The organism is Leptolyngbya boryana PCC 6306 (assembly GCF_000353285.1).
Lineage (GTDB): Bacteria > Cyanobacteriota > Cyanobacteriia > Leptolyngbyales > Leptolyngbyaceae > Leptolyngbya > Leptolyngbya boryana.
In genome coordinates this window covers 2747149-2759694 of sequence record NZ_KB731324.1, presented here as the reverse complement: position 1 = coordinate 2759694, position 12546 = coordinate 2747149, and the positions used below count along the sequence as shown (strand labels likewise).

16 protein-coding genes are annotated in these 12546 nt (G+C 46.8%); 4 read left to right on the top strand and 12 right to left on the bottom strand.

Annotated elements, in window-relative coordinates:
- Positions 1-40: 40 nt before the first annotated feature.
- The 12 genes from LEPBO_RS0113890 to LEPBO_RS0113835 form a co-directional block, all read right to left on the bottom strand.
- Positions 41-1660, bottom strand: a complete 1620-nt coding sequence (locus LEPBO_RS0113890; protein ID WP_017288183.1) for a hypothetical protein — start codon at positions 1658-1660, stop codon at positions 41-43.
- Between the two features lie 76 nt (positions 1661-1736).
- Positions 1737-2420 (bottom strand): hypothetical protein, encoded by a 684-nt coding sequence (locus LEPBO_RS0113885; protein WP_017288182.1) that lies wholly within the window; start codon positions 2418-2420, stop codon positions 1737-1739.
- A 75-nt stretch (positions 2421-2495) separates the two neighbouring features.
- Positions 2496-3044: a hypothetical protein gene (locus tag LEPBO_RS0113880; protein ID WP_017288181.1), complete on the bottom strand. Its 549-nt coding sequence runs from the start codon at positions 3042-3044 to the stop codon at positions 2496-2498.
- An 11-nt stretch (positions 3045-3055) separates the two neighbouring features.
- A complete protein-coding gene (locus LEPBO_RS42895) occupies positions 3056-3196 on the bottom strand; it encodes a hypothetical protein (protein ID WP_017288180.1) in 141 nt (46 codons plus the stop codon).
- Between the two features lie 90 nt (positions 3197-3286).
- Positions 3287-3517 (bottom strand): hypothetical protein, encoded by a 231-nt coding sequence (locus tag LEPBO_RS0113870; RefSeq protein WP_017288179.1) that lies wholly within the window; start codon positions 3515-3517, stop codon positions 3287-3289.
- Complete coding sequence (locus LEPBO_RS0113865; RefSeq protein ID WP_017288178.1) at positions 3514-3852, bottom strand: hypothetical protein; 339 nt, start codon at positions 3850-3852, stop codon at positions 3514-3516. Before LEPBO_RS0113865 ends, LEPBO_RS0113870 begins: the two co-directional genes overlap by 4 nt.
- 43 nt (positions 3853-3895) lie before the next feature.
- Positions 3896-4111: a hypothetical protein gene (locus tag LEPBO_RS0113860; RefSeq protein ID WP_017288177.1), complete on the bottom strand. Its 216-nt coding sequence runs from the start codon at positions 4109-4111 to the stop codon at positions 3896-3898.
- A gap of 3 nt (positions 4112-4114) precedes the next feature.
- Positions 4115-5149 carry a ParM/StbA family protein gene (locus LEPBO_RS0113855; RefSeq protein ID WP_017288176.1) on the bottom strand — a complete coding sequence of 345 codons (1035 nt, stop codon included), beginning with the start codon at positions 5147-5149 and terminating at the stop codon, positions 4115-4117.
- Between the two features lie 117 nt (positions 5150-5266).
- Positions 5267-5512, bottom strand: coding sequence for a hypothetical protein (locus LEPBO_RS0113850; protein ID WP_017288175.1), 246 nt, complete (start codon positions 5510-5512; stop codon positions 5267-5269).
- Between the two features lie 50 nt (positions 5513-5562).
- Positions 5563-5898: a hypothetical protein gene (locus tag LEPBO_RS0113845; protein WP_017288174.1), complete on the bottom strand. Its 336-nt coding sequence runs from the start codon at positions 5896-5898 to the stop codon at positions 5563-5565.
- Positions 5899-5971: 73 nt separating this feature from the next.
- Positions 5972-6265: a hypothetical protein gene (locus LEPBO_RS0113840; RefSeq protein WP_017288173.1), complete on the bottom strand. Its 294-nt coding sequence runs from the start codon at positions 6263-6265 to the stop codon at positions 5972-5974.
- A 128-nt stretch (positions 6266-6393) separates the two neighbouring features.
- The gene (locus LEPBO_RS0113835) at positions 6394-6741 is read right to left on the bottom strand and encodes a hypothetical protein (RefSeq protein WP_036044599.1); all 348 of its coding nucleotides are present in this window, start codon (positions 6739-6741) and stop codon (positions 6394-6396) included.
- 444 nt (positions 6742-7185) lie between these two features.
- Between LEPBO_RS0113835 and LEPBO_RS0113830 the strand changes: the two genes are divergently transcribed.
- From LEPBO_RS0113830 to LEPBO_RS0113805, 4 genes are all read left to right on the top strand, one after another.
- Positions 7186-7476, top strand: coding sequence for a hypothetical protein (locus LEPBO_RS0113830; RefSeq protein ID WP_017288171.1), 291 nt, complete (start codon positions 7186-7188; stop codon positions 7474-7476).
- Positions 7477-7594: 118 nt separating this feature from the next.
- Positions 7595-7786, top strand: a complete 192-nt coding sequence (locus tag LEPBO_RS0113825; protein WP_017288170.1) for a hypothetical protein — start codon at positions 7595-7597, stop codon at positions 7784-7786.
- A 181-nt stretch (positions 7787-7967) separates the two neighbouring features.
- A complete protein-coding gene (locus tag LEPBO_RS0113815) occupies positions 7968-8249 on the top strand; it encodes a hypothetical protein (protein WP_017288168.1) in 282 nt (93 codons plus the stop codon).
- A 654-nt stretch (positions 8250-8903) separates the two neighbouring features.
- A complete protein-coding gene (locus LEPBO_RS0113805) occupies positions 8904-12494 on the top strand; it encodes a bifunctional DNA primase/polymerase (RefSeq protein WP_017288166.1) in 3591 nt (1196 codons plus the stop codon).
- The last annotated feature ends 52 nt before the right edge of the window (positions 12495-12546 follow it).

Below are 12546 nucleotides of genomic sequence, written 5' to 3'. Positions count from 1 at the left end.
CACGAATATTTTCGCTACATGCTACAGGCTGCTACAGAGGCTAATTACTGTTAGCGAAAAACGTTCCATCAACCTCGTAGATTTCATCTTCCAGTGTCATCACATCGAGATAAAGCTTGATTTCTTCAACAGGCATTTTACGGACGGGCGATCGCGCTTTATTAGAAAGGTCACGAGGTTTAGAGCCTTCGCCATTTGCCAATAAAAAGCGCTTGATTTCCGTTCTGATTTCAAGCTCTCCATTACCAGCGTCGCTATCTTCTACGACTGCAATGACTTCATGCTTAAAGTCACTCTCAACTGTCCAACTTTTTTCGAGGTGAACGCGCGGATTGAGGTTAACGGAATTCCACTTTTTTAGAGTTGGATTCGAGTTTGCTAACTTGTCTAATGCAGCTTTAGGAATCGACTCGATCGGATACCATTGCTTGTCATTTTTGCAATACGCCAGTGCATGACAATTCAGGAATCTTGGATCATTTGGGTCGATTCTGGGTGCGCTGAATGTGCCATTATCCCCCGTTGCAAATTGCATTGCTTTGGGTGCTGCAAGCGTGATTCCGACAAATGAGCCGAGTGCGTCTTTACTCACTCCCTTGATGCCTCCGAGTCCAGCAAGACTAACGACTGGGGAAATGATCAGCATGAATCGGTGGTGACATTGGTTGAGCGTTGCAGAACTGATTGCAGCCCCTAGCATCCATTCCCCGAATGTTTTCTTCGACTCGGCATAATCAGAGCTAACCGCATTCATCGGGATTGATCCGATGAGATTCAGCGTGTCGCGAATCTCATCAATCACCAGTAGGCAGGGCTGATCAGCACTCGATTGTCTCGCCTCCCAGAAGTTGATCAGGTTGAAGATGTCCCGTGCGGCTGCAAGTTGTTGATCCGGCGTTTTAGTCTCTGGATTCAGATGAGCGTCTGAGTAGCTCCAGTACCAGTTCTCACCCGCGAATTGCTTAATCGTGCAGGTGAGCAAGCACCCTTTCGGAAACCGTTCTTTGAAGCCTTGCATCAATTGAGCCGCGAGAATCCCTTTACCTGTGCGCGGTGGCGCACACAGGAAGGTCGATCGCAAATCAGATAGGTAATGGTCACAGATAGACTTTGGGATCGGAACGCCTTCTTGAACCGACTGAGCAGGAACATTAATCGCACTGGGTTCACCAAGCTGAGTCGTAATCCGAACGCCTTCAGTTGCAGGTAGGGCAGGTTGAGCCGATAGGAATTGTTCAACTCGTTTCGGTGGCAATTCGGATTCAGGACAAAGTGCATGGAGCGTCCTTTTCGCACAGCTTGTTAACTTCTGCCGATGTTTCAGCGCCGTCAATAATTGCGATCGCACTTCATCCACTCCGTGATGCTCAATCCAGATGATCATGTCTGCATCGGTTTTGATGAGATGGGCGACATATCCAGGATTCCGACGCTCGAAGGCGTTATCCTTCCAGTTTTTCTTAAATTTTTTGAACATGGCATAAGCAGGAAACGCTGCTAATGCACCCCCGACAACGGGATTAGCCGTCAGAACAAATCCCCCGACTCCGAGAATGACAGTTGTCGCCAAGGGAATCCCTACACTCGTTTCAGTGGGCAATGCGCGATCGTGAACTAGCTCAATATCGGTGACTTCTGCCGGATCATTGAACAGAAACATGATTATCCCTCCGTGTTGCAATTGGATTGAGAAGCAAATGCAGAGGCATCTTGAATCGATGCCATCACAAACTTGATTAGTCAGCGTTCTTGTGGCTCCAAATCCATTGCCCCACGACAATCAGCGCAATGATGACAAGCTCAGTACTGAAACATCCCCACAGGATTTGCATGACTTGATTCATATCGATTGGGCTGAGATCCCCGATCGTCAATCCAGCGATAAACGCATTCCAACTTCTGATCGGTGGATAAGCTTTGAGATTGATCAGAAACTCTGCAACGAACGCGACAAGAGCAATCCAGCCACTAGCGGCAATAAAAAAGAATGGAACCCGTGTTGCTCGTTTCTTGAGTTTGCGGACTTGTCCATCTGATTCGTACTGGTTTCCTTGTAGTGCAGCTTCTTTTTTACTTTCTCTGACTGCGGTTCGATGCGCTCGTCGATCCAGGGCGATCAGAATCCAAACGACTTGAGCAAGGTTGATGAGAAACCATAAAATTACGGCTCCGGTTGCCACATAAAGCAGGGTCAGGACATCGTATCCCCAACCGACGATCGGAATGTTGGACGGTTTGAAGTCAGGCATTCCCATCACCTTGATGTAAGGTGCAAGATTCACCTGAATCAATTTCAACGCCAGAGCAATGAGAATTGCAAAAATGACGATCGCTACTAACATCAGCCAAGGATTGTCATTGTCTGCGATTCCGTCTTTCATGCGAGTTTTCCAATCAGGCTTAGGATTCGTCTGTGTCATGATGGTCGATGGTTGTAATTTGACTTGAGAAGCAAATGCACCGATGGAAAGCAGGGCTTAACCCCTGCTTTTCTGCTACTTATTGCTCGTTTTGAAGTTGGGACGCTCTAACCCTTTCATCCGTTGTTGAGCTTTGTTCATTCGGGTGCGATCTCGGGTCACAGCGATCGCGCCTGCTACGGCATACTTTTTACTAGGGTCTAGCTGCATGACTGCTGTTGTTCCGTACAAGTCGCAAACGGTGACATCTCGACCGACGAAGTGAAGCGGATTCAGGGGACGATTCGAGTTTTGATAGAGATGCGAGTAGGCTCCCGATACGATCGGCTGTCCTTCCTGGATCGTGGTTGCAATCCTCTGATTTTGCAGGGTTACGATTACCTCGCATCCCTTGTCATAGCGCTCGTTCGCGATGTCTTCAGACGCTTGTAATGTCAGCTTTTGAGCTTCCAGCTTCTGATTCTCTTCAAGTCTCGCTTTGTTGGCTTGTGCAACGGATTGATTGCGCTGAATCGTGTCCTGAATTGAAGGGATTTGAGTTGCTAGAACGATCGTGGAAATGCCGCCGATCGCAATCCCTAGCCAGTTCTCACCGAGCCATTCTTGAATATCGTCTTGTCTCATGGCGATTCCTCCTATCGATATTGGTTGAAATCTGTGATTGCTGGTCGATCTCTCGGTACTTGATGTTGTTGAGGCTGTCCAATTAGTGAAATCGTGATTCCTGCTCCGAGACAAAGTGCAGCAATTCCCGCGAAAATCCCGACTCGATCCATAATGAAAAATCCTCTGAATTCAGTAGTTTGGATGGATAAGCCGATCGCTTCGCCGTCCAAAGTAGGAGCGATCGGTTTTTGATGTGCTGATTACCAATCGTCGTAATCGTCCCAATCGTTCGTGATCGACATGTGGTAGAGCTTGCAGAATTTCTGCTCATCTTCAGTCGGCTCAACGATTTGCAAATCTGCAATGTTGCACCAAGTTGCAAAGAATCTCAGTCGAGCGCGATCGCCTTGAACTTCAATGACTTGGTTTCTCGCAAATTGTGATAAATGCCCTGGACATTTGCGCCAATAAACGAAATTACCGACTTTCATAAATCTCGGTTATCGAGTCGTTTTGGAAGTTCGGAAGCTTGCAACAATACCCTCTGCACTCGATCGAGTTCTTCAATCTCTGCTTGTGGCATTGACTTCAGACGCTCAGCTAAGAAATCAGTGACAAGCTTCAAAACCTCAATTGCATCGGTGCGATCACAGGGCGTAATCGACTTTTTACGGCGCATAAATCCGTCAAAGTGGGAAAGCTCGATCGCGTTCCCGGTCGGAATGCTCATCGCACAATGAGAAGCCAGCATACTTAAATCGAAGATAGAAAGCTGTTCCCAGTGCGATCGATAGAAAGCTTTGATTTGCTCAAACGTGTCTGACATGGGTGATTCTCCAAGTTTGAAAATTCAGTCTGAGCAAAGCTCATTAACCAAGTAGTCCTAACAGGCTCTCATCCACTTCTGAACTATTACCCTGAGACATCACAGCATCATTCTGAATTTCTGGGACAGAGACACCTAGCAACCGCATTTGATGATCGGAAATGATCCGAGAAATAATCTCAGTCGGATCGTCTGTCCCCATCAATGAACCAATCTGACGAACATAATCACGCTGATAAGCCTTGATCGTTGCTCTCATGCTCTATTTGCCTCCTTTCTGCAACTTCAGTTGAGCCAATTTGAACAATCCCCGCGCATTGCTCCAATGAGAATCAGCGATCGGTGTGATTCCCTTAGCAACTAGCAACGGCGTGATTTTTGGCAGTTGTGCGCCGCCGCCAATGGCGATCGAAGCGTCTGCGTTAGCGCTCCATTCCGAGGTCGCTTTGAGCAATTGAGCTAAGCCCGAAACAATCCACTCTTTAAGTTCTGCAAGATAGATTTGCTCAAAGTTGAACCCAGTCACAGCGACGTTGCCATAGTCGAAGGTTTTGTTCTCAATTCCTGCTCGAATCAAGTCCTTTCTGGCTGGAGTCGATAGTTTTTTGCGGGTTTCCTTGTGGTTGGCAATGTCATCGATCAACGGTTCCACGCCTCGCAGAATCACTTTACGATCGATGAGCTTTCCACCCTGAAACACAGACGCAATTAGTGTTCCGTTCCCCAAGTCGTTCACGATGACTGTTCCTTTGATATCAATGTCAGCACTGGCGACGGCGATCGCTCCAATGCCTTCTTCAACAACTGACAGCACATCGATTTCAATCTGCGTTACGTCAGAGCCTCGAAATCGGATGCTGTGAACACCTTGCACCGAATCGGCTAATTCATCCCCGAACGTTTGTGAATCTTGGGACGAAAGCACGATCGCAAACTTCCATCGCAACTGATGAGGCATTGTTTCGATCGCGCCTGTTAGCAGTTGAAGTGCAAATTTAATCTTGCCTTTTGCATCATCAACGACTCGCTGAAAAGTTAAAGGTGCAACTTGAGCGGCTGATTTTCCAGCAAACCATTTGGAGCCGATTAAGTCTGTTCGATCACCTCCGAGATATTCAACCAATCCCAACTCTGGATCAGTCGAACCGATGTCATGAATGGCATGAACATAAGACGGGATAAGGATTTCACGGGCATCGATCACAAACTTTGTTGCCCCGTTGCCAATGTCTAAACCCAGTGGTTGAAATTGGTTGTGATTGGTTGTGATTGGCTCTAGCTGCCGAACAATATTCATAGTTACCTGTTTTTGTCCTTTGTTAGTGGTTGTAATTGGTTTGAGTTGGTTCTAGCTGCCTGAATTGGTTATGAGTGGTTACTAGAACCAACGGAGGTTATTTCACGCTGCGATCGCTCAACATTTGACTAACCTGCGCAAGTAAGAATCGGTGCATTCGAGAGCGAGATAAGCAATCCTGTTTTGCCAGGGGTCGAAATCTTGATACTTTGCGATCGCATGAAAATCTTCCGCCTGCATTGATTGAATAAGACCCGAATTTGATAGCAAGCCTTGGAAAGCTGCGATCGCAACCTCTTTGTAGAGTTCTGGATCGATTCCATCGGGAATTTCGCTGAATTGAACTTTTGGAATTGAATTCATAGTTTTGTCCTTTGATTGAATGAAGCTCTGAGTATCCGGGGGGACTGAACCTAATCGATTGTTCTACCGTTTACGACCATTACCGGAGTACGATCGTGTCTACGAACTTCGATTTTTAGATGTGGTGCGCGTTGCTGATACTGCTCTGCATCCGCATAAAACTGCGCGTTCTGCTTGCCAAATTCAAGTCCGGATTGATAGCCTTCTTGATGCAGATTGGAGTAAAGCAGAGCTAACGATCGCACTGTGTTCTCAATCTCTTGATTGATTGCTGCTCTTGCTTCTGGCGATTTGGCTTTCTTCAATCGACTTTGCAGATTGAGCAATTTCCAAGGAGAGCGATCAAGTCCGAAATACTGTTCGATTTGTTCAGAAGGGTTTAACATTGACTGAAACCTAGGTGATTTGGGTTTAGCCGTCCGACGATTGCGAGTCTGGGGACGGCTTTTTGATTGGAAATTAAGCGTCAATCTGAGCAGTTGGCATTGCTGGAAGTTGCAGAGTCGGCAAACTTACCGAAATCCCGAAGCTGTTCAACCAAGGCACGATCGCCCCATCGAAGTAACTCCGAGCATTGCGATCGGCTTCATCTGCGGATGGGCAGATGAAGCCGATCGCCGCAAAGAATGCGATCGCGTCATTCCAAACTCGCTGATAGTCGAGCGACATCGAAGCAATTTCGCCATCGCGAACAAGAGAAACGCGCTGTGAGGCATAAGCACCGATCGATGCAGCAATCAATAAAGTGAGCATTATTGAATCCTCGTAGTGAAGTGAGCGGTGAAGATTTCACCGGATCGGCTTCTGTATCGGAGAAGCGCGATCGCTGAAATCTTGTGGTTGTGTTCGATGGCGGGTGCAATCCTGCTTTAGAAACTTACTCAGCTTTGCTGAAAGGTAGCGCGAGCGAGTTTCACGCACTGATCTAAGCTCTCGAAGGGGACGAAGTTTTCGTAAGCGTTATCGAGATGGTAGGTAGAAACTTGCGGGATATCGTCCCGAATCTGAAGAACAATCATGAGCTTGCGAAGCGGATCGCTTAATTTCCCAAGATTCAAATAAATCTCAGGAATCCATCCAGATGCGTCCTGCATAACTGAACTGAACTCAACACTGTCGAACCGACAGTCTTTACTTGCAGCGATCGCGATGTCAATTAATCGCGCATCGAACTGCAAAGATTTTCCGTCTGTGTTTGAAAAAGTAGAAATATTGCTATGAAATTCCATCGTCATTACCTTCGATCGTTTTACTCACCCCTCTGCATTTATCCAGGCTTGGGACTGACGTATCGCTCCAACTCGGTAACGATCGGCTGCATTAATGAGCGGGTTTAGTCCCGCTTGCGGTTGTGTTCGATGACGGCTCTCACTCCGCTTTAACGTCCTTTACCGTGCCCCGGACGATATAAAGTCTTTCTTCTACGTAGGGCATCACTCTGAGCGAACCTACCGGGAAGGGCTTTCACCTTCGTCTGAAGCGTTGTCTCTCGCTCCGACAAAACTAATATAATTCAATCATCTGCTTTTTGTACAGATGAAAAACATGAGAATAGATAATCACTTAGAGGAGAGAATAAATTTTAACTGATGTTTTTTGTACAGACGATAAACAGTCAATTCAGGTATAGTGAGCAGAAGTAATACTTTTACAGTTGAATAGGAGATGTACAAATGACAGTTGGAATTGTGGGCAGACCGAAGCGATCGCGACCTGTAGATAGGGTGAATTACAAGCTTGATACTGATTTGCGCGAAATGTTGCAGCAAATCGCAGAGCGCAATGGGCGAAATGAAGGCGCACAGGTTGAGCAATTAATCCTGTTTTACGAAGCGATCGAGCAATTGAATAGCGAAGGGGTTCAGATCCCATTCAACGAAATTAATGCCCGTGTTCGACAAATTTGGGCAGGACTCATAGAGAAAGACGATCGCGCAACTTCAAGCGATGACGAGGGCAAATAAATGCCCAAAGAGCCGAAGAATCTCGAATCCGAAGTAGCCAGTTAAGAGGTGCGATCGGTGAGCATAGCGAAGAATATTGATGACTTTAAGAGCCTGGAAGAAAGGCTGGAGTAGAAGAATGATCGTTTTTTCAGAAAAACAGAAAAAAGCACTCTTAGATGCTGTCAAAAAGTATCAATCCTTGAAACGCGACCGTCTAAAATCTCAATCCGAACAATCAAACTTTCAGATCCGTACTGAATCTGAAACCGAAGCGCAACTCGAAAGCGATCGCGCCTCCTCAGCCGAGACAAGCGAGGAAAACCTATGAAGATCACAAAACTTTCCCCCGAATCCTCAGCCATCATTATGGAACTCGTTGCTATACACGAAGAGTTATCGAAACAGGATCAGGACTCACAACGATGCGATCGCCGGATAACACAAGAAAACACTTCTGATTCCTCTGCCCCGAATCCTCAGAAACCAACCGACAGCGAGGATTGATCGCTATGAAATTCTTCATCTGCCCGTTTGAAACGGATTTCGTTCCTCAGCAAATTGACTGGGAATCCTTACCAGATCTAGAACTTGCAGATATTGAGGCGCGGTTGCGATCGCTCGGTTACGAATACCCGTATCCCGATAGTGTTTTCAAACCACGCAATGAGTCTGAAGCCATATGGTTGCTAAAGCTGGCTAAAGCGCAACGAGAGGCAGCGATCGCAGAATTTAACTTGACTGAAGCAGAAGTCACAGCGATCGAGCAACAATTCAGAGAAAAGATTGACTGAGCGATCGCGCTCTTGCACCAAAAGACGATCGCTCTAATGTCAAGATTTTATAAGATTTAGCAAAATCATAAGCAAAATCATAATGGGAACGCTTGGGGGCGTATAGGGACATACGAAAGTGATTTATAGCGTGATCACTCATATCAATAATGCTGTTGGAGCGGATTTTCAACAAAAACGCTATATGTAGCGATCGCTTTATTGTCCCATTTCGGCAAATTTTGCCCTAGACAGCTACTAATTAAGTGATTAAAGTAGATTGCATCAATTCTAGATTTAGTGTTCGGGCTTTTTACTAATGGCGAAACCGTTTCAAAAAAATCCAATGATCACTGTCCGTCTTCCAAAGGAAGATCTAGTTGAGTTTCGATCGGCAGTTCCACGCAGAAAGAGATCGGCAGTAATTCGAGATTTGCTTATGCAGGCTGGATATCTCAGCAGTAGAGATCCAGCGCTTATCAAAAATCCCTCCGAAGCGGCTTAAGCCTCGAAGGGATCTGAATTTCTTATTGTCAAACCCTAGCCTGATCTTCCCGGATAGAGCTAGAGAGTGTCCCCAAATAGAACCACGATTAGTATGCCTGAAAATCTTTTTTCCGTCAATCCAATTTTAGCCTCCGCTACAAGCGATCGCAACCTCGAAGGAGGTGCGGTATGAACTTCTTAAGATTCCAAGAAGAAGCGATCGGCGGATCTGTTGCAACGTTGTCGCTAAAAGATCGACTAATTGAAGGACTGCGCGCCGTTCCCGAAACGATCTCTCTAACCCCGGTGCGGGAGAAAAGACCGTATCGTAAGGGCTGGCAGTCAGAAGAGCCGATCGAACGTCAAGAATTAATCAGACTGATTCGGAACGGCGATCGACAATTTAGCGAGAAAAAACAGAAGTATTGGACGGCTCACCCAGACGGCTACGGCATCCGCTTCGGTAACGAATATATCGGCGTTGATGTTGACGGGTTTAATGCGATCGCGATCCTTGAAAACCTGTCGCAAGGCGACAATCCAAAAACCGTAGAGTGGACTTCCGGGAAACCCGGACGCAAGGGGTTAATTTATCGAATTAGCGATCAACTTCAAAGCCGTTTGAAGGATATTTCGTTCACTCACCTTGCAATTTACGAGGCGGCTGGCGTTGAAAGGTTGGGAGACGAGCAGCTAGATCTCAGATACGATCGCTGTCAATCAGTTATTCCACCTTCGTGCCATCCGCAAACAGGCGAATATAAATGGGTTCGCAGCTTTCAAGATTGTGAAATTGCAGACGCGCCACAATGGCTCGAGAATTATCTGTTTGCATACTGCGATCGCATTGAGGAGCAGATTCGAGAGCGGGAACAAGCAAAGATCGAGAGATTGAAAGAGGATTTTGGATTCTCGTCAAATTCTCAAGATCTGCCAGCACTTATAGAGCAGGCTTTAGCTTGTATTCCGCCTCGCCAACCTGGTTCTGGCAACTACGGCGATTGGCAAAAAATCATTCCTGCTGTGATTGACGGCGTTGGTGAGATTGAAGCGGAGCGACTGATCGAGCGTTACTCGCCTTCAATCCCTGGAAAATGGGACGTTGCTTATAAAGTGAGATCGTTTGCTCGAAGCTTTGGCAGAGCAAATCAAATTACTGCCGGAACGTTGTTCCATATCGCACAACAGCACGGATTTAAATTCCCACAAGTCGATCGCAAACCATCTCAGCCGTTTGACCCAGATCCGATCGGACGGGCAGAGCGGATGGCTCAGGATGCAGAGCGTGATCGCATTGAGCAGGCGCAAGAAAAGGAGTGGCAGCACGATCGTAGAGCCACAAACAAAGCACGATTTAGTACTGAGGTAGTCCAGAACTACGAATACTTGTCACGTTTAGATAGTACGCCAACACTTGAAATCGAAGGCGTAATTCCGTCGGGTGCAGTAACCCTTCCACAAGAGGGTGGATTAGTTTTGATCGACGGAACGATGGGCCTTCGGAAAACTTCAGTGGCGGGGAGCGAAATAGTAAAGCAGCATCGCTCTCAAAACACTAAAGCTGATGCCGTTTTATTCGCACCTACAAATAATACTGGCTTGCAGGCTGGTTACGAGGTAGGACTGCCGCACCATAAATCAGGCGCGATTCTGAACAATGAGTTTTTGCAAATTACAGCGTGTTTTCAATCTGCTGGAGCAATCCTCTCAAACCTGGAGTTACGAGAGGTAGAAGGACGACCTCTGATTATGATTGATGAGGCGGAGCAGGTTGTTTGTGACTTGCTCGAAGGTTCAACCTATGGCGACCGCCATGCCTATCACGTTTCGCTGTTTATGCGGTTGGTGGCTTGGGTAAAACAGCACGACGGCTGGATCGTGTGCCTCGAAGATGGGCTGACAAATCTGCTCTTAGATATTTTCAAGGATCTAGATTTTCCGCTTGTCTCATACGTCAAAGCAACGAAAAAACATAAAAAGCGCACGATCACGATCAAGCCTGGGAAGAAGCAAATCCTCCATCAGCTTCTCGAAGAGATCGAGGATGGTGGCAACGTCTTTTATCCAAGTGATAATCAAAACCACTTGCGTCAAGTTGCGCTGATTCTGAGTGAAAAATTCGACTTAGTTCTAGTCGATCAATCGAATTATCTCGATACAGAAAAGATTGCAGGTAAAGCGATCGCCATCATTGACTCCGAAAACTCTCATGAAGCTTGGGTGAAAGAAGTTCTCAAAAATCCGAACAGATTTACTGAGCGTGTACAGCCTCGACTTATGGGCGTTTCGCCAACAGTAAAAAGCGGATTCAGCCACACGGACACCAACAACCACTTTGATTTAGTTTTAGGCACACTCACGCACCTTGAGCCTCGTGTGGCGAAACAGATGCCTGAGCGATTGAGAACTGACGTAGAGCGAGTGTTTGCGGTGAATGAGCGATCAACCAACGTTGAGCCGCTCTACCGCTCCGCCCACCCAGATCTGATTAAACGATCGCTGTTGAAAAATACCGCTAGAACTACCAAATTCACACAGTTTGCTCAATATGCAGCCGATCGAATTACTAAATCTGAAGGTGAAGTGGGAGGGGATAAATTTGCTGAGGGGTTATCTGAGATTGAATGTCAAGCTTCAGAAATCACAACGCCTTACGGCTTCTGGCTGAAGCACTTCTGCCGCATGAAAGCGCGTGAATCTTACGCCAAGCAAAATATGCGGGATGAGTTGATTCAGCATTGGGCAAACGCAGGCTATCAGGTTGAGTTTGGCGGACAAATTGATCGCAGTGAGAATCAACAGATGGCGTTGTTGTTCGAGGACGCAAAGCAGCGGCTTGAGCGCAAACAAGCCGAACGAGAAGCAAACGATCGTGATAACGAGAATCTGTCTGTCTCCGAAGCTAGAGAAGTGCTGAGAGCGTACAATTCAACTCCTGAGCAACGCCTAGCAGCAAAAAAGCGTATCCGGAAGGATTCGCTGCCGGGACTTGAAGACAAGTTAGACGATGTTGAGTTTGTTTTGAAGGCTTTTATTAGCGATCGCGGAAACTTTTCCCGTGGAGCCGAGCGCTATTGGCTAATGCAGCATCCTGAAATCGCCAAGACTCTTGACCGTTGGGAGTTGCATGGCAAATACACCAATGCTGTGAAAAACAAGCTGTTTGTGCCGATTCACCGAATTAGGCATAGATATGCTCAGTCGAAAACGCTTAATAACTTAGAGTCACTGTTGAACCCGTTTATCGATGGCACGATCGCAGAGTGGGACGACAATACGCCAGAAGCAAAAGCAATTTGGGATTATTTCAACGCAGAAGGGGACGAGCTTGCCAAGAAACGACGTGAAACTATCTCGACCTACAATCGGCTAAGTATTCACCCAAAACGCAAGCCAGCAGCGATCGTCAACACACTGCTCCGCCATATCGGATTTGCAACTGAAGAGGTTTCACAGAAAGGCAGACGCAAGGAACGGACTCGCCAGTATGCGATCGTCGATCGAGAAGACGCGGATAGAAATTTGATTATTGAGGCGTTGCAGCGTCGATTTATCCAGCGTTGCAAGGAACTTGACGAGCCACTGCCACAGAACTGTGAAGAGTTCGACGATTTGGAAGTCGTTGTGAAGTCGATCGAGGTTTTGGTGGCGGCTGGTGAAATTGATTCAGCGATCTCTTTTTTGGATAGTTTGCCGATTGATTATGGGAATCAGATTCGGCGGCGATTGTCGCAGGATATTCGAGCAGCCTTAGAGGTTCAAAAACCGGAGGCAGCATGACTGGAAATTCCGAATTGAATACCGAGAAAACCTCAGAACTGGCAGAGAAATC